Origin of the sequence: Actinomadura livida, assembly GCF_014648675.1 — a bacterium.
Taxonomy (GTDB): Bacteria; Actinomycetota; Actinomycetes; order Streptosporangiales; family Streptosporangiaceae; genus Spirillospora; species Spirillospora livida.
Map to the genome: position 1 here is coordinate 490147 of NZ_BMRO01000002.1, position 19024 is coordinate 509170.

The following is a 19024-nucleotide window of genomic DNA, read 5'->3' on the forward strand; positions in this document are numbered from 1 at the left end:
GGATCGCGATGCCGATGAAGTACGACACGAACGACACCGCGAGGCCGGCGACCAGGATGATCACGGTGAACACCAGGGCCTTGGCCCACAGCATCGGCAGCCGCCGCGGCACCGCGAGCAGCGTGGCCCGGATCATGCCGGTGGAGTACTCGGCCGAGATCACCAGGACGCCGAGGACGCAGACGACCAGCTGGCCGAAGAACCCGCTGCCGAGGATGAAGCTGACCGGGTCCCCGGTGATCGCCGCGCGGTCGCCCTCGGCCGCGTCGTCCCACGACGCGGAGATGAGGCTCACGAGCAGGGTGGTGAAGCCGAGGCTGAGCAGGACGTAGAGGATCAGCGACCACATGGTGGAGCGGACCGTGCGTATCTTCGTCCATTCGGCGAGCAGGAGCCGCGCGAACCCCGGCCGCTTGTGCGCGGTGGGGCCGCCGGCGGGCTGCGCGGCGTGCTCGGTGGCGGCGGCGGTCATCGGGCCTCCCCCTTCTCAGCGGGACCGGCGGGCTGGACGGCGGGCTGCGCCGCGGCGGGGGCCGCGGCGGGCGCGGCCGCCGCGTCGTACTCGACGCTGTCGCGGGTCAGCTCCATGAAGGCGCTCTCCAGCGAGCCGCGGGTCGGGGTCAGCTCGTGCAGGACGAGTCCCTCGGCGGCCGCGAGCTCCCCGACGCGGGGGGCCTCCATGTCGATGACGGTGAGCAGCGCGTCGCCGTCGGGCCGGATCTTGGCGCCCTCGGCCGCGAGGACCTCCGACAGCCGCGCGGCGTCGGGGCTGCGGACGGTCACCGCCTTCTCGGTGCTGCGCTCGACGAACTCCTCGGTGGAGCAGTCGGCGATGAGCCTGCCGCGGCCGATGACGATGAGGTGCTCGGCGGTCACGGCCATCTCGTTCATGAGGTGGCTGGAGACGAACACCGTGCGCCCCTCGGACGCGAGCCGCTGCATGAGCGTCCGGATCCAGACGATGCCCTCCGGGTCGAGGCCGTTGACGGGCTCGTCCAGGATCAGCACCTGCGGGTCGCCCAGCAGCGCGGCGGCGATGCCGAGCCGCTGCCCCATGCCGAGGGAGAAGCCGCCGGCGCGCTTGCGGGCGACACCGGTCAGCCCGACGAGCTCGACGACCTCGTCGACGCGCTTGCGGTCGATGCCCTGCGTCTGGGCGAGCACCAGCAGGTGGTTGTAGGCGCTGCGGCCGGTGTGGACGGCCTTGGCCTCCAGCAGCGCCCCGACGGTGCGCAGCGGCGACGGGAGGTCCCGGTAGTGGACGCCGTGGATGCGGGCGTCGCCGCGGGTCGGTTTGTCCAAGCCGAGCAGGAGCCGCATCGTGGTCGACTTCCCGGCGCCGTTGGGGCCGAGGAAGCCCGTCACCCGGCCGGGGACGACGGTGAAGGAAAGGTCATCTACGGCGACCTTGTCGCCGTAGCGTTTTGTGAGGTTCTTCGCCTCGATCATGCACACATCCTGGATGTATTGCCGACGTACAGTGCGATCGAATCACCGTAGCGTCCCGGGCACCGGGGGCGGTTCCTCCTCAGGGTGGAGTCCCGCCCCACCGGGGCTTGGAGAAATGGCCCGCGGAGACCACTTCCCGCCTCCGGGCCCGCAGAACCATTTCCGCGGGGCCCAGCGTGCGGGATCCTGCGCGGCGGCCCCCTGACCTCGGACGCGGACCCCGCGCGGCACGTTATTGACCGTTTGCCAATAGGTGGGCGAGGATGACCGGGCCCGCCCCCGACCCCACGGGAGGTCCCGTGCCCGCCACCCCGCAGATCCCCGCCGAGGAGCAGCTCGCCGAGCGGCTCGCCGACCGGGACGTGCTGCGCCGGGTCGCCGCCGAGCCGCTCATCGGCCTCGGCGCCGGCCGCGCCCTGCTGATGCAGCTGGCCCATCCGCGGGTGGCGCTGGGCGTGGCCGAGCACAGCGACTTCGCCGACCGGCCCCTCGCCCGCCTGTTCGGCACCCTGGACTTCCTGCTGATCGTGACGTTCGGGACGCCGGAGGAGGTCGCGCGGATCGCCGCGAAGGTCCGCGGCATCCACAACACCGTCCGCGGCGACGGCTACACCGGCAACGACCCCGACCTGCAGCTGTGGGTGAACGCGACCCTGATCGACTCGGCGCTGCACATCTACGAGCACGTCCTGCGCCCCCGCGGCGGCGAGGCCGGCCTGGCCGCGGAGTACTACCGCCAGTCCCGCGTCGTCGCCGAGGTCCTCGGCTGCCCCCTGGACGCCCAGCCCCCGGACCTCGCCGCGTTCCGCGCCTACATGGCCGGGACGCTCGCGGAACTGGAGGTCACCGACACCGCCCGCGAGGTCGCCGACGCGGTGCTGTGGCCCCGCAAGCTCCGCGCCCTGGCCCCCGGGCTGGCCGTGTTCCGGCTGCTCACGGCGGCGCTGCTGCCCGAGGAGCTGCGCGACCGGTACGGGCTGCCGTGGAACGACCGCCGCCGCCGCGCCGCCGGGATGATGCTGGGCACCGCCGCCCGCGTGCACCGCCTGACGCCCGGGGTGCTGCGCCGGCCGCCGCAGCCGCTGCTGGTGAAGTTGGCGAGCTTCCGCGTGAACCGCACGCTGTCGGCCCGCCGCGCCCGCCGCCGCGCCTGACCGCGGGCCGCGGCGCCCGCGGGGAGGCCGCCGGTCAGGCGACCGAGGAGTACGCCACGACGCCGCGGCGCATGGCGTCCATGGCGCGGCGGGCGGTCCTGCGGATGTGGCTGTTGGGCGGGGCGGCGTCGGCGACCTGGCCGAGCAGGTCCAGGAGCTGCTTGACGGCGCGGACGAAGTCGCCCGCGGTCAGGTCGCTCTCGAGGAGGACCGCGTCGAGGTCGTCGCCCTTCGCCCACCGGTACGCCGTCCACGCGAACCCGAGGTCGGGCTCGCGCAGGAACGCGACCCGGTTGTCGCGTTCGACGGCGTCCAGCTCGCCCCACAGCCGCACCATCGCCGCCAGCGCGTCCTGCGCGGCGCCCCCCGGGGTGCGGGGCGGCGCGGCGTCGTCGGGCTGGCGCGACTCGTACACCAGCGCGGACACGCACGCGGCCAGCTCGGCGTGGCCGAGCTTCTCCCAGAGGCCCTCGCGGAGGCTCTCGGCGGTGAGCAGGTCCAGCTCGTTGTAGATGCGGCCGAGGCGGCGCCCCTCCTCGGTGACCGAGTCGCCGTCCAGGTAGCCGAGCTGCTGCAGGACGGCGCACACGCGGTCGAACGTCCGCGCGATGACCTGGGAGCGGCCCTCCACGCGGCGCCGCAGCTGCTCGGTCTCGCGGTCCAGGCGGTGGTACCGCTCGGCCCACCGGGCGTGCTCCTCGCGCCGGTCGCAGCCGTGCACGGGGTGGCGGCGCAGCTCGGCGCGCAGCGAGGTGACCTCGGCGTCCTCGGCCGCCGCGGAGTCGGCGCGGGTCCGCTTGCGGGCCCGCACGTCGTCGGGGACCTTGTTGCGCAGCGTGGACGCGAGGTCGCGGCGGTCCTGCGGGTTGCGGGGGCTGAACGACTTGGGGATGCGCAGCCGCTCGACGGGTTCGACGGCGCGGGGGAAGTCCTGGATCGACAGCCGCTGCACCGACCGGTTCACCGTCAGCACCAGCGGCGCGGGCCCGTCGGAGCGGCGGCCCACCCCGGGGTCCAGGACGACGGCGAGGCCGGAGCGCCGCCCGGACGGCACGACGATGACGTCGCCGGGCCGCAGGTGCTCCAGCGACCGGGCGGCCTCGGCGCGGCGGGCGCCGGCCCGCTCCCGCGACAGCTCGGCCTCCCGGTCCGACAGGCGGCGCCGCATCGCCGCGTACTCCATGAAGTCGCCCAGGTGGCACTCGGCGGCCTTCGCGTACCCGGCGAGGGCCTCCTCGTTCTTGTGGACCTGCCGGGCGAGGCCGACGACGGCGCGGTCGGCCTGGAACTGCGCGAACGACTCCTCCAGCAGCGTGCGGGCCCGTTCGATGCCGACGGCGCCGACGAGGTTGACGGCCATGTTGTACGACGGCCGGAAGCTGGAGTTCAGCGGGTAGGTCCGGGTGCTCGCCAGGCCCGCGACCGACGCCGGTTCGACGTTCGGGCCCCACACCACGACGGCGTGGCCCTCCACGTCGATGCCGCGCCGCCCGGCGCGGCCGGTCAGCTGCGTGTACTCGCCGGGGGTGAGGTCGACGTGCGCCTCGCCGTTCCACTTGTCGAGCTTCTCGATCACGACGGTGCGGGCGGGCATGTTGATGCCGAGCGCGAGCGTCTCCGTCGCGAACACCGCCTTGATCACCCCGCGGGTGAACAGCTCCTCGACGATCTCCTTGAACGTCGGCAGCATCCCGGCGTGGTGGGCGGCGACGCCGCGCTCCAGGGCGGCGAGGAAGTCGCCGTACCCGAGGATCCGCAGGTCCTCGGCGGCGATGTCGGCGGTGCGCAGCTCGGCGTGCGCGCGGATCTCCTCGGCCTCCTCCCGGGAGGTGAGCCGGATCCCGGCGTGCAGGCACTGCATGACCGCGGCGTCGCAGCCGGCGCGGCTGAAGATGAACGTGATCGCCGGGAGCAGCCCGGCGCGGTCCAGCCGCTCGATCACGTCCGCCCGCGCGGGGGGCCGGAACCGCTGCGGGCGGGGCGCGCGGCGGCGGCCGGTGCGGCGGCCCTGGTTGACCTTGGCGCGGCGGACCTCCTCCACCGCCATCCGGGTCAGCTGCGGGTTCAGCCGGGCCTGCCGGTCCCTGCCCTTGCCGGTGTCGACGAACAGGTCGTACAGGCGGGTGCCGACGAGCATGTGCTGGAACAGCGGGACGGGGCGGTGCTCGTCCACGATCACCGCGGTGTCGCCGCGGACCTCCTGCAGCCACTCGCCGAACTCCTCGGCGTTGCTGACGGTCGCCGACAGCGCGACGATCCGCACCGACTCCGGGACGTGGATGATCACTTCTTCCCAGACGGCGCCGCGGAACCGGTCGGCGAGGTAGTGGACCTCGTCCATCACCACGAACGCCAGCCCGCCGAGGGTGTGCGACCCCGCGTACAGCATGTTGCGCAGGACCTCGGTCGTCATCACCACGATCGGGGCCTCGCCGTTGACGCTGTTGTCGCCGGTGAGCAGCCCGACCTTCTCGGGCCCGTAGCGGCGGACGAGATCGGCGTACTTCTGGTTCGACAGCGCCTTGATCGGCGTGGTGTAGAAGCACTTGGTGCCGCCGGTGAGGGCGAGGTGGACGGCGAACTCCCCCACCACCGTCTTGCCGGAGCCGGTGGGCGCGGCCACCAGCACGCCGCTGCCGCCCTCCAGCGCCTTGCACGCCTCGATCTGGAACGGGTCCAGGTCGAAGTCGTACAGGGTGCGGAAGTCCAGCAGGGCCGGGCCGCTGCCCGCGGTGCGCTCGCGGTAGGAGGCGTACCGCTCCGCCGGGCTCTGCCCGGCCGGCGTCGTATCGGGGGAGGTCATGCCTTCGAGCCTACGGTTTCGACAGGCCCGATTCCCAATCGATTGACCGGCCGCCGTGTCCGCCGGCGCGTCAGCCGGTGCGGCCGCCCTTCTCCAGTTCGGCGTCGATCGCCTCCAGGTCCAGCGGGGAGGCCTCGTCGTCGGACAGGCCGGCGTACTCGTCGCCCGGGCGGACCCTGCGGCGGTCGTGGAAGTACGCGAACAGCTCGGCGAACTCGAACAGCACGATCGTCGGCAGCGCCAGCGCCAGCATGGTGACCGGGTCCTGGCTGGGGGTGGCGACCGCGGCGAACACGAACACCCCGAACACCAGCAGCCGCCGCGACTTGCGGATCCGCTCGTGGGACAGCACCCCGACGAGGTTGAGCATGACGACGAACAGCGGCAGCTCGAACGTCAGCCCGAAGATGAACAGCATCGCCTGGGCGTAGCCGAGGTAGTCCTGGACGCCGACCAGGACCGTCGTGTCGCCCGGCGCGAGCCCGATGAAGATCTGCAGGCCCTTGTCCATCGTCACGTACGCCAGCGCGGCGCCGAGGAAGAACAGCGGCACCGCGGCCGTCATGAACACGTAGGTGTAGCGCCGCTCCTTGTTGTACAGCCCGGGCGCGATGAACGCCCAGAGCTGGTACAGCCACACCGGTGACGACAGCACCGCGCCGATCATCAGCGAGACCTTCAGCCGGACGAAGAACCCGTCGAAGATCCCGTGCACCACCAGGTCGCACTTGCCCTCCAGGCAGTGCTCGGGCGGGATCTGCGTGTACGGCTGCTTCAGGAAGTCCCAGATCGGCTCGAACAGGATCCAGCCGATGACGGCGCCGACCACGAGGCCGAGGATCGCCTTGATCAGCCGGTTGCGCAGCTCGCGGAGGTGCGCCATCAGCGGCATGCGGCCATCGGGGGCGGCGGTGTCGCGCCTGTTCAGCCTCTTCATCGTCGCATTCAGGCTCGGGGGTCGGTGGTCGTCGCGGGGCGGCGGTCAGCCGCCGTCGCGCACACGGCCCGGGTCCGACACCGGGACGCCCTGGATCGGCTCACCGGAGCCGAGCGCGCCGCGCGCCTGCTGGGAGCCGTCGCCGTGCTCGCGCGCCGGGGGGTTCTGCGCGGCCGGGGCGGCCTTGGCGGACCTGCTGTCCTCGTCGCCGTCATCGTCGTCGTGCAGGCCCTTCGTCTCGGCCTTCAGGATCCGGGCCGACTTACCGAGCGAACGCGCGAGCGTGGGGAGCTTCGCCGATCCGAACAGCAGCAAGACGACGGCAAGGATGATCAGAATCTCGGTCGTGCCAAGTCCAGCCATGACATTCCTTCTCAGCAGGGGTGCTCAGGTAGATCGTACGCCGTCCTCGGGCGGTTGTGGGGCCCGCGTTCTCTCCATCCGCGAGACTTCGTCGCGCAGCGCCGAGTGTTCGTGCTCCAGCCGCCGCCTGGTCCGCTCCAGCTCACGGCCGAAGCGCCGCACGCCCAGCCACACCTTGAACGCGCACCAGGCGAGGACGGCCAGGCCCACGAAACCCAGCGACACCGACACCGCAACCCACGCCACCCGGCCACGGTAGCCGATCCGCTCAGGCCATGCCGTAGCGGGCCAGGGCCCGCGCCGCGTCCTCGCGGATCCCCGAGGCCAGCGGCTCGGGCGCCACCACGCGCCCCTGGTCGCCGAGCCGCAGCGCCAGCCCCCGGATCCAGCGGCTGTCGGGCGTGCGCAGCACCACCCGCTGCCGCCCCTCCCCCAGCTCCTCGACGCTCTCGCACGGGTAGTAGTCGGCGACCCACCGGCCCCGCGGCGTCAGCTCCAGCGTCACCGCCTCGTCCTGCGGCGACGGCCGGAACAGGCCCGCGTCGACGTCGATCGGCTCGGCGTCGTCCGGCACCCGCGCCGCCACGTCCAGCACCTCCAGGCCCACGATCCGGTCCAGCTTGAACAGCCGCACCGCCTCCGCCCGCCGGCACCACCCCTCCAGGTAGGTGTTGCCCTCCACCACCAGCAGCCGCATCGGGTCGACGTCGCGCTCGGTGTTCTCGTCCCGCGCCGGGACGTAGTACGTCAGGTGAACCCGGCGGCCGCCCGCGATCGCGTCCCGCAGCCGCCCGAGGACCACGCCGCCGGAGTCGGCCGAACCGCCGCGGGCGTCGACCTCCACCGCCACCTGCCCCGCCACCGACGCCGCCGCGCCCGCCGCGGTCTCCAGCTTGGCGATCAGCCGGCTGAGCGCGTCCCGGTCGTCCAGCCCCGGGATGCCCGCCAGCATCCGCAGCGCCACCAGCAGCGCCGCCGCCTCGTCCACCTTCAGCCGCAGCGGCCGCGCGATCGACTCGGCCTCCGCCACCGTGATCTCCCCGCCCTCGTAGGACAGGTCGATCGGGCAGTACGGGTCCGGGGCCCGCAGCTCCACGCACCACAGCAGGTTCAGGTCGTCGATCAGCTGCTTCTCGGTCACCCCGAACGCCGCGGCGGCCTCCCCGAGCAGCACCGAGTCGCGGTTCACCACGTACGGGACCAGCGCCAGCAGCCGCCCCAGCCGGTCCGTCGACGTCGTCGCCTGCCCCCGGGCCGGCGCCTTCGCCGCGCCCCCGGGGGTCTTCGCCGGAGTCCGCGCCGTCATCGCCCCTGCACCGTCCCCTCCGGCCCCGTCCGCCTGCCCTGCTCCGCCGGGCCCTCCGGCTCGGCCGGACCCTCCGGCTCGGCCGGGCCGTGCCCGCACGCCAGCACCGACTTCAGGTGCTGGATCACCGCCTCCCGCAGGTCCGGCGGATCGAGCACCACGACGTCGTCGGCGAACCGCGCCAGGTACGGCGCGAACCGGTCCGCGTCCCGGAACGTCAGCGTCGCCTCGTCCCACTCCCCGTCGGCGGGCCCGTCCTGCGCGGGACGCACGTCCCTGGCCCACCGCCGCGGCCCCTGCGCCGCCCCGGCCCGCAGCAGCACCGCCGCCGGCCGCGGCTCGCTCACCGGGTCGCCCCAGTCGAACGCGATGCGCCGCACGTCCACCCCGTCGGGCACCGTCACCGACCCCGCCGGGCCGTCCGCGGACACCTCGCCGGCGATGCGGCTCAGCCGGAACACCCGCTGCTCGCCGCGGTCCCGGTCGAACCCCACCACGTACCAGCGGCCCCGGCGGCTCACCACGCCCCACGGCTCCAGGTGCCGCCGCGCCACCGACGTCCGCCCGATCCCCCGGTAGTCGAACGCGACCGGCCGCCCGTCCCGCACCGCCTCCCACAGCGCCGGGAACGCCGGGTCCTGGGTGTTGACGCGCGGCTCGATGCCCACCGCCGCCGGCGCGTCGGTCTCCACCCCGGCCGCCCGCAGCTTCAGCAGCGCCCCCGACGCCGCCTCCGCCATGCTCGCCCGCTGCCACACCCGCGCCGCCAGGCCCAGCACCGCAGCCTCGTCCGGCGTCAGATGGATGTCGGGCAGCTCGTAGTCCTGCGGCGGGATCCGGTACCCGATCTCCTCGCCGCCGCCGCCCAGCTGGTCGCTGCCCACCTCAAGCGGCACGCCCAGCTCGCGCAGCTCCTCCTTGTCCCGCTCGAACATCCGCTTGAACGCCTCGTCGGACTCCGGATAGCCGGGCACCGCGCGGCGGATCTGCTCGGCCGTCAGATAGCGCCGGGTGGCGAGCAGGCAGACCACCAGATTGAGCAGGCGCTCGGTCTTGCGCCGCGACACTTCGCCACCACCCTCTCGCTTCCACCGCCCCGGACACGTGTCCGCCGGGCCCTCGCCGTCTCCGCGGCGCCCCTTCCGCCGGTCGACCGCCGGTCCTTCGCCGGTCAACCGCCGCGCCCCGCCGTTGAGGACGCTACCGTTTCCCGGTGTGATCCGATGGCGCAAAGGCACAGTTGAGGACATCCGCCGCGAATGGCCCGGGGCGGTCGAGCTGACCGTCTCGATCGGGGACGACGGAACGCACCGCGCCCTGGCCTACCCCGAACTCGTCGGACGCCCCGAACCGGGCGATACCGTCCTGCTCAACACTACGGCCTTGGCGATGGGCCTCGGCACCGGCGGCTACGCCATGGTCGTCGCCGTCCCCGACCGGCTCCCGCCCGACCCGAGCGGCCCCGGCCACCTCGTCAAGGCCCGCTACACGCCCCTGCAGGCCACCGTCCTCGGCGCCGACGAGCAGGACTCCCCCCACCACCGCGTCCTCCGCGACGCCGACTCCCTCGACGGCATGCCCGTCGTCGTCGCCGACCTGCACTCCGCGCTCCCCCCGATCCTCGCCGCCCTCCGCGCCGAGCGGCCCGCCGCGCGGATCGTCTACGTCATGCCGGACGGCGGGGCGCTGCCCGCCTGGTTCTCCATGTCCATCGCCCGCCTCAAGGACGCCGGCGCCCTCGCCGCCACCGTCACCGCCGGGCAGGCGTTCGGCGGCGACCTCGAAGCCGTCACCGTCCACACCGGCCTCCTCGCCGCGCGGCTCATCCTGCGCGCCGACGCCGCCGTCCTCGCCCAGGGCCCCGGCAACCTCGGCACCGGCACCCGGTGGGGCTTCTCCGGCGTCGCGGCGGGCGAGGCCGTCAACGCCGCCTCCGTCCTCGGCGGCCGCCCGGTCGGATCGCTGCGCGTCAGCGAGGGCGACCGGCGCGAGCGCCACATCGGCGTCTCCCACCACTCCCTCACCGCCTACGGGCGCGTCGCCCTCGCCCCCGCCGACGTCCCCGTCCCCGAGCTCGGCGGCCCCTTCGGCGCCCGCGTCGCCGCGGAGGCCGCCCCCCTCGGCGAGCGGCACCGCCTCGTCCCCGTGCCCGTCGACGGCCTCCACGAGACCCTCAGGACCGCGGAGAAGGACTGGGGCGTCCGCCTGTCCACCATGGGCCGCCGCCTCGACGAGGACCTGCCCTACTTCCTCACCGCCGCCGCCGCGGGCCGGCACACCGCCGCCCTCCTCGCCTGACCGTCAGACGGAGGCCGCCCCGGCACCGGCGGCGCCGGCTCCGGCGGCTCCGGCCGCGGCCGCCTCCTCGGCGGTGTAGGACGAGGCGAACGTGAACGCCCGCGGCGAGGGGCCCCGGTCCCGCAGCAGGGCGAGCCGCTCCAGCGCCTCCCCGACCGTCGGTGTCCGGCCCGCGGGCACCCACCACAGGACGAGATGCGCGTCCGCGTGCCGCCCGAACCACTCCCGGCGGCGCCGCATCGTCTCCAGGTGCGGGCTGCGGTACACGAAGTCCCACAGCGCCTCGGCCGACTCCCACACCGAGTAGTTGATGATCACGTCGTCGCCGGCGGGGCGCATCCCGGTGGCGTCGGGCTCCCCCTCCTCCGTCAGCCGCCACACGAACCCGGGGGCGGCGTCGGCGAGCGCGTTGACCGGCTCCAGCTGCGCGACGAACTCCGCCATCCGCGGATCGCCGAGCGGGAAGCGGAGCGTGGCGACGTTGAACTGCGCGAGGTGGAACCGGGTGGAGGCGGGGCGCGCGGAGGCGGGGGTGTGATCGCTCATGCGCCCCACTCCACCACGGCCGCGGTTTCTATGTCAATGTTCGTTGTTTTTAGAAGGTCCGACCGCTTCCGCCGCCACACAGCACCAGCCCGGCCGCGCGTCCATCCGCACCCGCACCCCGGAAGACCCCTCCACCAGCCCCTCCAGCAGCGCCAGGTTCATCCCGCACACCAGCGGCGGGAACGCGTCGGCGACCGCGCCGAACGGGCAGTTCCGCATGCGCAGCACCGCACCGCCCTCGTCCGGCACCGGCTCGTAACCGCGCGCCGCCAGCACCTCCGCCAGCTCGTCCAGGCCCCCGCACGGCCCCTCCCCGCCCAGGGCCCGCCCGCGCCGCCGCGCCGCGTCCCGCACCTCCACGTCCAGGCCCGCCGCCTCCGCGGCCTCCGCCAGCAGCCCCGCCGCCGTCCGGTAGTCGCGCGCCGGGACCGACACGCCCCGCTCCCCCGGCGACCGCCGGTACACCTTCGCCGGACGCCCCGCACCCGGCCCCGAACGCCCCGTCAGCCGCCTGCTGCCCGCCTCCAGCAGCCCCCCGGCCACCAGCCGGTCCAGATGGAACGCCGCCAGCGTCCGCGCGACCCCCGCCGCCTCCGCCGCCTCGTTGCGCCCCACCTCACGGCCCTGCGCCGCCACGAACTCGTACAGCCGCCGCCGCACCGGATCCTGCAGCAGCGCGATCACGTCGATGTCCTCCACCCCGCCATTCTAAGAACAACGAGGGTACGACTTAGAACGACGGGACCGGACCGCCGTCAGTGCGCGCCCAGGAGGTCCACCACGAACACCAGCGTGTCGCTCCCCTTGATCCCGAACTGCGCCAGGCCCTTCTTCCCGTACCCCAGCGACGGAGGCACCACCAGCAGCACGCGGCTCCCCACCCGCTGCCCCACCAGGCCCTGGTCCCAGCCCTTCATCACCTGGCCGGTCCCGATCGCCACCGCCGCCGGATGCCCCTCCGACCACGACGAGTTGAACGCCTTCCCGTCCCGCCAGAAATACCCCGCGTACTGCAGCGCCAGCAGCTGGCCCTTCCGCACCGCCGGGCCACCGCCCCGCACCAGCGTCCGCACCTGCAGCCTCCCCGGCGCCGCCGCACCCGGCACCGTCACCCGCGGCACCTGCCCCGCCGCCGCCTCCGCCACCTTCGGCAGCCCCGGCTCGTCCAGCGGCGCCGCCCGCTCCCCGCGCGGCCCCGCCGCCTTCGCGTACACCGCCCGCACGTCCAGCACGTACACCAGCGTGTCGTCCCCGCCCACCTGGTGCTTCGGATCGCCCTTCTCCCCGAAGCCCTCCTTCGGCGGGATCCGCGCCACCACACGCGACCCCGGACGCGCTCCCTCCAGCGCCTTCGTCAACCCCGGCACCAGCTGCCCCGTCGGGAACGCCCCGGGAGTCCCCTTCGAATAACTGCTCGCCAGCAGCTTCCGCCCGGAGTCACTCCACCGGTAGCCGACATAGTCGGCCACCACCAGATCGCCCTTGCGGGCCGCCGACCCCTCGCCCTCCTTCAGCGTCTCCACCGCCAGCGACTCCCCCGGGCCGCCCTTCGGGAACTCCACCTCGGGCAGCTTCCCGAAATCGCCCCGCACCGTGACGTCCAGACCCCCGCCGCCCCAGCACCCCGACAGGGCCAACGGCGCGGCGAGCACGACGACCAGGGGCAGCAACCGGACACGACGCATACGGGGGTCCTCCGCGGGGGGTGAGCGCTACTGCGCGCTCACCCTACCGCCCAAGTAACCCGCCGGTAGGGCCAGGTCGCACAACACGACCGGACCAGAACCGGCCCCTCCGCAGCAGCCGGCCGCCCGCCTCACATCCCCGCGATCAGCTTGTCCACCCGCTCGTCCACCGACCGGAACGGATCCTTGCACAGCACCGTCCGCTGCGCCTGATCGTTCAACTTCAGATGAACCCAGTCCACCGTGAAATCACGCCGCTTCTCCTGCGCCTTCCGGATGAACTCACCCCGCAGCCGCGCCCGCGTCGTCTGCGGCGGCACCGACTTCGCCTCGAAGATGTCCAGATCCCGCGTGACCCGGTCCACCGCCCCCCGCTTCTCCAGCAGGTAGTACAGACCCCGCTCACGATGCACATCGTGATACGTCAGATCCAGCTGCGCCACACGCGGCGACGACAGCGGCAGATCGTACTTCCGCCGATACCGCTCGATCAGCTTGTACTTCGTCACCCAGTCGATCTCCCGCTCGACCAGGTCCAGATCACCCGTCTCCACCGCCCGCAGCGTCCGCTCCCACAGCTCCAGCACCCGCTTCGCCGTCGCGTCCCCGCCGCGCGCGTCCACGAAATCGCGCGCCTTCCCGAAGTACTCCTGCTGGATCTCCAGCGAACTCGCCTCCCGGCCGTTCGCCAGCCGCACCTTCCGCCGGCCCGTCATGTCATGACTGACCTCGCGGATCGCCCGGATCGGATTCTCCAGCGTCAGATCGCGCATCACCACGCCGGCCTCGATCATCCGCAGCACCAGATCGGTCGCACCGACCTTCAGCAGCATCGTCGTCTCACTCATGTTCGAGTCACCGACGATCACATGCAGCCGCCGGAACCGCTCCGCGTCCGCGTGCGGCTCGTCCCGCGTATTGATGATCGGACGCGACCGCGTCGTCGCCGACGACACACCCTCCCAGATGTGCTCCGCCCGCTGCGACACGCAGTACACCGCCCCGCGCGGCGTCTGCAGCACCTTCCCCGCACCGCTGATGATCTGCCGCGTCACCAGGTACGGAATCAGCACATCCGCCAGCCGCCCGAACTCCCCGTGCCGGCCCACCAGGTAATTCTCATGGCAGCCGTAGGAGTTCCCCGCCGAATCCGTGTTGTTCTTGAACAGATAGATGTCGCCGGCGATGCCCTCCTCGCGCAACCGCCGCTCGGCATCGACCAGCAGACCCTCGAGAATCCGCTCACCGGCCTTGTCATGCGTCACCAGATCGACGACGGAGTCGCACTCCGGCGTCGCGTACTCCGGATGACTCCCCACGTCCAGGTAGAGCCGTGCCCCATTCCGCAGGAACACGTTGCTGCTACGACCCCACGACACCACCCTCCGGAACAGATAGCGCGCCACCTCGTCCGGTGACAACCGCCGCTGACCCCGGAAGGTACAGGTGACGCCGTACTCGTTCTCAAGCCCGAAGATGCGCCTGTCCACACCCTGACCCTATGCGGCCCGGCCCCGACTTGGCAGTGTCTGCGCCCACCGGTTCCCCCGGCACCGGCCCCCGCCGCACACGCGACAGGCCCGCCACGGCAAGGCGGCGACCACCACCCACCACGACGGGCCCATCCCCGGCCCGGCGCACCGCCGAGGCGGCGCCACCGGACGAGGAAACTCAGTCCTCACCGCCCCCGGCGTCCGAACCCGCATCCGAACCCGCGCCCGAGCCGGCCGCACCCGGCTCGCCGCCCTCGCTCTCCGCCAGCAGCTCACCGATCCGCGCCGCCGCCAGCCGCTTGAACAGCCGATGCTCACGATTGCGGTCCAGCACCGCCACCTCCAGCGACGTCGCCTCCAGATGCCGGTCCGAATCCTGCGCCTCCAGCGCACGCACCGCCGTCCGCAACGCGTCCGACAGCGACGAACCCTCCCGGTAACCGTCCTTCAGCGACTGCGCCACCGCATCGGCCTGACCGCCCATCGCCACATAGCCGTGCTCGTCCGCCACCGAACCGTCGAACGTCAACCGGTAGATCTGGTCCGTCTCCGCGTCATCGCCCACCTCCGCGACGACCAGCTCCACCTCGTACGGCTTGTTCGTCTCCGTGAAGATCGTCCCCAGCGACTGCGCGTACACGTTCGCCAGCCCCCGCGCCGTCACATCCCGGCGGTCGTACTGGTACCCGTTGATGTCCGCGTACCGGACCCCCCCGAGCCGCAGATTCTCGAACTCGTTGTACTTCCCCACCGCCGCGAACGCGATCCGGTCGTAAATCTCACTGATCTTGTGCAGCGCCCGCGACGGATTGTCCGCCACGAACAGGATGCCGTCGTCGTACTGCAGCACCACGACACTGCGGCCACGCGAAATACCCTTCCGCGCGTAATCCGCCTTGTCCTTCATCTGCTGTTCGGGCGACACATAGAACGGCATGGACACCGGTCTGGATCCCTTCTATCGCAGCGGGGCGGTCGGACCGCCCGGCGAGTCGTAACGTCCATCGACGACGGCCTGCGCCAGCGCGCCCACCTCGTCCTCGCCCAGCCGGCGATACCCGTCCGACGTCACCGACGCCACCACGGGGAAGATCCGGCGCGTCAGATCGGGCCCGCCGGTCGCCGAATCGTCGTCCGCCGCGTCGTACAGCGCCTGGACGCACACCAGCCCCGCGTCCTCCGCCGACAGATCCGGCCGGTACAGCTTCTTCAGCGCACCCCGCGCGAACACCGACCCCGAGCCCACCGAGTGGAAGTCCCGCTCCTCGTACCGGCCCCCCGCCGGGTCGTACGAGAAGATCCGCCCCTCGTCCCGCTCCTCGTCATAGCCCGCGAACAGCGGCACCACCGCCAGCCCCTGCATCGCCATCGCCAGGTTCTGCCGCACCATCGTCGCCAGCCGGTTCGCCTTGCCCTCCACCGACAGCGTCCGGCCCTCGCGCTTCTCGTAGTGCTCCAACTCCACCTGGAACAACCGCACCATCTCGATGCCGATGCCGGCCGTGCCCGCGATCGCGATCGCCGAGAACTCGTCCGCCCGGAACACCTTCTCGATGTCCCGCTGCGCGATCACGTGCCCCGCCGTCGCCCGCCGGTCACCCGCCATCACCACACCGCCGGGGAAGGTCACCGCGACGATCGTCGTCCCGTGCGGGATGTCGTCCCCCGCCCGCGACGCCGGCGGCGTCCGCCCACCCGGCAGCGACCTCGGCGAGTACGCCCCGAGAAACTCCGTGAACGACGACATATCCGGGTTAGCGAACAACCCCGGCAGACGCCCGGTATGCGATTCGTGGGACGCCACGCGACTCCCTTCCCCTCCACCATGGCGCCGGCTCCCTCACGACCTCCACCGGCGCGGACGAGTACGACCCTACTGTTCAAGGTCGCCCGCGCGCATGCCGCATGATCCCCGGCCGAGTCAGCCCACGGCGAACCGCGCAACGCGTTCCCCGCGCTCACTCCACCCAGACGGGCCCCGTGCGCACCATCCCAACGTGCGGATTCGCCTTGCGGTGCCGCCCGTCCGCCTCCCAGTACGCCGCCCAGCCACCGTGAGGCACCTCCGCCGGATCCACGTCCGGAACGGTGAACGACAAGCGCGTCCCGCCCCCAGGAGCCGGGACGGACATGACCAGGCCGCCCGTCAGGTAGTCCGCTGCACGGCGGAGAACGACCGGGTCGTCGCAGAGCTGCCCCATGCCGGTGTTGCACCCATGGCACGCGATACCCCTCACGGCACCGCTGTCATGGTCGTGGTCGACATGCTTCGCCGGGAAGTCGAAGCAGACGGCGCAGAGGCCGACCTGCATATTCAGCATCCAGCCGGCGTCCTCATCGTTGATCCCGTACTTCTGCCGGAGGTGGTAGTGCCTCGCGGACGCGAGCGAGTCCGCTCTCTTCCGCCAGTCAGGGTCCGAACGCACCCGCTGCGGACCGCCGAACACCCTGGCGCCGGTTTCGAGCTCCAGCCTCCGCGCGTGCGAGCCGCCCAGCTCCAGGTACTCCGCCGCGAGCCGCAGCCGCTCCGGGTCGTCTTCGAACTGGCCGAGCCCGCCGTTGCACTTGAAGCACAGGATGCGGCGGACGAGCCCCGTCATGTGGTCGTGGTCGACGTGCCTCGCCTCCGACCGGAGGCAGATGACGCAGATGCCGCCCTGCTCGGCGATCATCCGCTCGACCTCTTCCTCGGTGACGCCGTAGCGCAGCTTCAGAAGGTAGTTCCGCTCGCTCCCGTGATTGCGCCGCCGGTTCTCCACACCGGTCTCCGTGTGACAAGGGCGGCAATAGGCGGTCAGTCCGGACTTCTTCGAGCGGTTCTTTCCGAATTCGGCGACCGGTTTCTGCGCCCGGCAACGCGGACAGTACTTCATGCCCGCCGGTACGTCCGAGTGCCTGCGGTAGGCCCGCGGCTCATTGCCCAGCGCCGCCTGCTTCTTCCGATATGAGCGGCCGTTCCGTAAACCGAAGCAGGCCTTGCAGTAGTACGCCAGGCCGTCCTTGGAGGATTTGAGCTTCCAGAACTCGGCGGCGGGCTTGACTTCACCGCAGTCCGAACATCGTTTCGAATACATGGGCGAGACCTTACCGGTCCCGCCCATGCATCTACGGCCGCTTTATGCTATGTGGGAATTGCCCAGCAATGGGGCCTACTCAATGTCCGCTTAAATCGGACATTTCGTATCATTCCCCACCTTTTTGGACATATGAACGGACGAAGTCTTCTGCGTTCTCTTCCAATACTTCGTCGATTTCGTCCAGAATTGAGTCCACGTCGTCGGTGAGCGCCTCCTGGCGCTCCTGCACGTCCTCGGTGGTCGTGGCCTCGGTCTCCTCGACCTCTTCCGTGCGCCGGGTGGTCTGCTTCTGACCGCCGGTGTCCTTCGTGGCCATCTCGTACCTCCGCTCTGCCGGTCCTTCCGACCCTATCCCCGATCTTCGGCGGTTAGCGGATCTTGAAATCCGTTTCGCCGCCGCCGTGCCCGGGGGGCCGGGGACTTGCTCGGGTTATCGCCGGTCCACCGCCCACTGAAACGGGCATAGCAGTCACGAAACCGAGACCTCGCCCATCGGTGCAGGTCAGCGGTGCGATAGGACTCGATAGTCACACTATCCAATGGCCACGTTCAAGAACCCGGACGACACACGCGCGTCGTCCGGGCTCGGCGGTCCGGGTCAGCCCTGACCGGTCAGGGTGGCCACCAGGTCGGCCGCCGTGCGGCAGCGGTCCAGGAGGGGCCCCACGTGCTGCTTGGTGCCGCGCAGGGGCTCCAGGGTGGGGACGCGCTGCAGGGACTCGCGGCCCGGGACGTCGAAGATGACGGAGTCCCAGGAGGCGGCCGCGACGGAGTCGGCGTACTGGCGCAGGCAGCGGCCCCGGAAGTAGGCCCTGGTGTCCTCTGGCGGGTCCTCGACGGCGGCCTCGACCTGGGCCTCGGTGACGACGCGTTCGATCCGGTCGCGGGCCACGAGGCGGTTGTAGAGGCCCTTGTCGGGCCGTACGTCGCTGTACTGCAGGTCGACGAGCTGCAGGCGCGGGTGGGACCAGTCGATGTTGTCGCGGGTGCGGTAGCCCTCCAGGAGGGCGAGCTTGGCGACCCAGTCGAGTTCGCGGGAGAGCTGCATGGGGTCCTCGCCGAGGCGGTGCAGGACCGATTCCCAGCGGTCGAGGACGTCCTTGGTCATCTCGTCCACGTCGGCGCCGAAGCGGTCCTCGACGTACTTGCGGGACTGCTCGAGGTACTCCATCTGGAGCTGGACGGCGGTCATCTTGCGTCCGTCGCGGAGCGTGAGGAGGTGCTTGCAGGACGGGTCGTGGGAGATGGCCCGGAGTGCCGCGACGGGCATGTCGACGGAGAGGTCGACGGTGAGGAAGCCGTCCTCGATCATGGCGAGGACGAGTGAGGTGGTGCCGAGCTTGAGGTAGGTGGACAGCTCGGCCATGTTCGCGTCGCCGATGATGACGTGCAGGCGGCGGTACTTCTCGGGGTCGGCGTGGGGTTCGTCGCGGGTGTTGATGATGGGCCGCTTGAGGGTGGTCTCCAGGCCGACCTCGACCTCGAAGAAGTCGGCGCGCTGGCTGATCTGGAAGCCGTCGCCGCGTCCGTCGACGCCGATGCCGACGCGGCCGGCGCCCGCGACGACCTGGCGCGAGACGAAGAAGGGGGTGAGGTGCCGGACGATGTCGGCGAAGGGGGTCTCGCGGCGCATGAGGTAGTTCTCGTGGCAGCCGTAGGAGGCGCCCTTGTTGTCGGTGTTGTTCTTGTAGAGCTGGATGGGGTGGGTGCCGGGGACCATGGCGGCGCGCTGTGCGGCGTCGGCCATGACGCGTTCTCCGGCCTTGTCCCAGATGACGGCGTCGCGGGGGTTGGTGCATTCGGGGGCGGAGTACTCGGGGTGGGCGTGGTCGACGTAGAGGCGCGCGCCGTTGGTGAGGATGACGTTGGCGAGGCCGAGGTCCTCGTCGGTGAGCTGGGTGGGGTCGGGGGGC

18 protein-coding genes and 1 pseudogene are annotated in these 19024 nt (G+C 72.0%); 2 read left to right on the forward strand and 17 right to left on the reverse strand.

Features of this window, described 5'->3' with window-relative positions; genetic code table 11:
• Both IEZ03_RS37600 and IEZ03_RS05660 read right to left on the reverse strand, forming a co-directional pair.
• Positions 1-472 (reverse strand): annotated as a pseudogene (locus IEZ03_RS37600) (ABC transporter permease subunit); the annotation flags it as partial.
• Positions 469-1449, reverse strand: a complete 981-nt coding sequence (locus IEZ03_RS05660) for an ABC transporter ATP-binding protein (protein ID WP_184884701.1) — start codon at positions 1447-1449, stop codon at positions 469-471. The gene IEZ03_RS05660 and the pseudogene IEZ03_RS37600, both read right to left, overlap by 4 nt.
• A gap of 263 nt (positions 1450-1712) precedes the next feature.
• Here IEZ03_RS05660 and IEZ03_RS05665 point away from each other — a divergent pair, with 263 nt between their 5' ends.
• Positions 1713-2603: an oxygenase MpaB family protein gene (locus IEZ03_RS05665; protein ID WP_184884703.1), complete on the forward strand. Its 891-nt coding sequence runs from the start codon at positions 1713-1715 to the stop codon at positions 2601-2603.
• Between the two features lie 34 nt (positions 2604-2637).
• Here IEZ03_RS05665 and IEZ03_RS05670 read toward each other — a convergent pair whose 3' ends face one another.
• The 6 genes from IEZ03_RS05670 to IEZ03_RS38505 all read right to left on the reverse strand — a co-directional run bounded on the left by IEZ03_RS05670 (position 2638) and on the right by IEZ03_RS38505 (position 9079).
• Positions 2638-5406 carry a DEAD/DEAH box helicase gene (locus tag IEZ03_RS05670; RefSeq protein ID WP_184884705.1) on the reverse strand — a complete coding sequence of 923 codons (2769 nt, stop codon included), beginning with the start codon at positions 5404-5406 and terminating at the stop codon, positions 2638-2640.
• Positions 5407-5476: 70 nt separating this feature from the next.
• Positions 5477-6343 (reverse strand): twin-arginine translocase subunit TatC, encoded by an 867-nt coding sequence (gene tatC / locus IEZ03_RS05675; RefSeq protein WP_229808040.1) that lies wholly within the window; start codon positions 6341-6343, stop codon positions 5477-5479.
• Positions 6344-6388: 45 nt separating this feature from the next.
• Positions 6389-6706, reverse strand: a complete 318-nt coding sequence (tatA, locus tag IEZ03_RS05680; RefSeq protein ID WP_184884708.1) for a Sec-independent protein translocase subunit TatA — start codon at positions 6704-6706, stop codon at positions 6389-6391.
• Between the two features lie 24 nt (positions 6707-6730).
• The gene (locus IEZ03_RS05685) at positions 6731-6952 is read right to left on the reverse strand and encodes a hypothetical protein (protein WP_184884709.1); all 222 of its coding nucleotides are present in this window, start codon (positions 6950-6952) and stop codon (positions 6731-6733) included.
• A 22-nt stretch (positions 6953-6974) separates the two neighbouring features.
• Positions 6975-8012, reverse strand: a complete 1038-nt coding sequence (locus IEZ03_RS05690) for a helix-turn-helix transcriptional regulator (RefSeq protein ID WP_184884711.1) — start codon at positions 8010-8012, stop codon at positions 6975-6977.
• Positions 8009-9079 (reverse strand): helix-turn-helix transcriptional regulator, encoded by a 1071-nt coding sequence (locus IEZ03_RS38505; protein WP_184884713.1) that lies wholly within the window; start codon positions 9077-9079, stop codon positions 8009-8011. The genes IEZ03_RS05690 and IEZ03_RS38505 overlap by 4 nt, the downstream gene beginning before the upstream one ends.
• A 148-nt stretch (positions 9080-9227) precedes the next feature.
• On the opposite strand from IEZ03_RS38505, the gene IEZ03_RS05700 reads away from it, so the two are divergent.
• A complete protein-coding gene (locus IEZ03_RS05700) occupies positions 9228-10310 on the forward strand; it encodes a DUF3866 family protein (RefSeq protein ID WP_184884715.1) in 1083 nt (360 codons plus the stop codon).
• Between the two features lie 3 nt (positions 10311-10313).
• On the opposite strand, the gene IEZ03_RS05705 is transcribed toward IEZ03_RS05700, so the two are convergent.
• The 9 genes from IEZ03_RS05705 to dop form a co-directional block, all read right to left on the reverse strand.
• On the reverse strand, positions 10314-10856 hold the full coding sequence (locus tag IEZ03_RS05705) for a DUF3291 domain-containing protein (protein WP_184884717.1): 543 nt from the start codon (positions 10854-10856) through the stop codon (positions 10314-10316).
• Between the two features lie 33 nt (positions 10857-10889).
• The gene (locus IEZ03_RS05710; RefSeq protein WP_184884718.1) at positions 10890-11555 is read right to left on the reverse strand and encodes a helix-turn-helix transcriptional regulator; all 666 of its coding nucleotides are present in this window, start codon (positions 11553-11555) and stop codon (positions 10890-10892) included.
• Between the two features lie 56 nt (positions 11556-11611).
• Positions 11612-12541, reverse strand: coding sequence for an FKBP-type peptidyl-prolyl cis-trans isomerase (locus IEZ03_RS05715; protein ID WP_184884720.1), 930 nt, complete (start codon positions 12539-12541; stop codon positions 11612-11614).
• A 131-nt stretch (positions 12542-12672) separates the two neighbouring features.
• Positions 12673-14031 (reverse strand): Pup--protein ligase, encoded by a 1359-nt coding sequence (pafA, locus tag IEZ03_RS05720; protein WP_131956632.1) that lies wholly within the window; start codon positions 14029-14031, stop codon positions 12673-12675.
• A 181-nt stretch (positions 14032-14212) separates the two neighbouring features.
• Positions 14213-14971, reverse strand: a complete 759-nt coding sequence (gene prcA, locus IEZ03_RS05725) for a proteasome subunit alpha (RefSeq protein WP_184890648.1) — start codon at positions 14969-14971, stop codon at positions 14213-14215.
• Positions 14972-14992: 21 nt separating this feature from the next.
• Positions 14993-15781, reverse strand: a complete 789-nt coding sequence (gene prcB / locus IEZ03_RS05730; RefSeq protein ID WP_184884722.1) for a proteasome subunit beta — start codon at positions 15779-15781, stop codon at positions 14993-14995.
• Positions 15782-15992: 211 nt separating this feature from the next.
• Positions 15993-17108 (reverse strand): endonuclease VII domain-containing protein, encoded by a 1116-nt coding sequence (locus IEZ03_RS05735; protein WP_184884724.1) that lies wholly within the window; start codon positions 17106-17108, stop codon positions 15993-15995.
• Positions 17109-17217: 109 nt separating this feature from the next.
• Positions 17218-17427 (reverse strand): ubiquitin-like protein Pup, encoded by a 210-nt coding sequence (locus IEZ03_RS05740; protein ID WP_131987926.1) that lies wholly within the window; start codon positions 17425-17427, stop codon positions 17218-17220.
• Between the two features lie 282 nt (positions 17428-17709).
• On the reverse strand, positions 17710-19024 hold a 1315-nt coding region (gene dop, locus IEZ03_RS05745; RefSeq protein ID WP_373293530.1), incomplete at its 5' end, for a depupylase/deamidase Dop.

Excerpts from the sequence above, each read along its gene's own strand:
- IEZ03_RS05660 (WP_184884701.1), bottom strand. The coding sequence starts at position 1,449 with ATGATCGAGGCGAAGAACCTCACAAAACGCTACGGCGACAAGGTCGCC.
- IEZ03_RS05665 (WP_184884703.1), top strand. The coding sequence starts at position 1,713 with ATGACCGGGCCCGCCCCCGACCCCACGGGAGGTCCCGTGCCCGCCACC.
- IEZ03_RS05670 (WP_184884705.1), bottom strand. The coding sequence starts at position 5,406 with ATGACCTCCCCCGATACGACGCCGGCCGGGCAGAGCCCGGCGGAGCGG.
- tatC (WP_229808040.1), bottom strand. The coding sequence starts at position 6,343 with ATGAAGAGGCTGAACAGGCGCGACACCGCCGCCCCCGATGGCCGCATG.
- tatA (WP_184884708.1), bottom strand. The coding sequence starts at position 6,706 with ATGGCTGGACTTGGCACGACCGAGATTCTGATCATCCTTGCCGTCGTC.
- IEZ03_RS05690 (WP_184884711.1), bottom strand. The coding sequence starts at position 8,012 with ATGACGGCGCGGACTCCGGCGAAGACCCCCGGGGGCGCGGCGAAGGCG.
- IEZ03_RS05705 (WP_184884717.1), bottom strand. The coding sequence starts at position 10,856 with ATGAGCGATCACACCCCCGCCTCCGCGCGCCCCGCCTCCACCCGGTTC.
- IEZ03_RS05715 (WP_184884720.1), bottom strand. The coding sequence starts at position 12,541 with ATGCGTCGTGTCCGGTTGCTGCCCCTGGTCGTCGTGCTCGCCGCGCCG.
- prcA (WP_184890648.1), bottom strand. The coding sequence starts at position 14,971 with ATGCCGTTCTATGTGTCGCCCGAACAGCAGATGAAGGACAAGGCGGAT.
- prcB (WP_184884722.1), bottom strand. The coding sequence starts at position 15,781 with ATGTCGTCGTTCACGGAGTTTCTCGGGGCGTACTCGCCGAGGTCGCTG.
- IEZ03_RS05735 (WP_184884724.1), bottom strand. The coding sequence starts at position 17,108 with ATGTATTCGAAACGATGTTCGGACTGCGGTGAAGTCAAGCCCGCCGCC.
- IEZ03_RS05740 (WP_131987926.1), bottom strand. The coding sequence starts at position 17,427 with ATGGCCACGAAGGACACCGGCGGTCAGAAGCAGACCACCCGGCGCACG.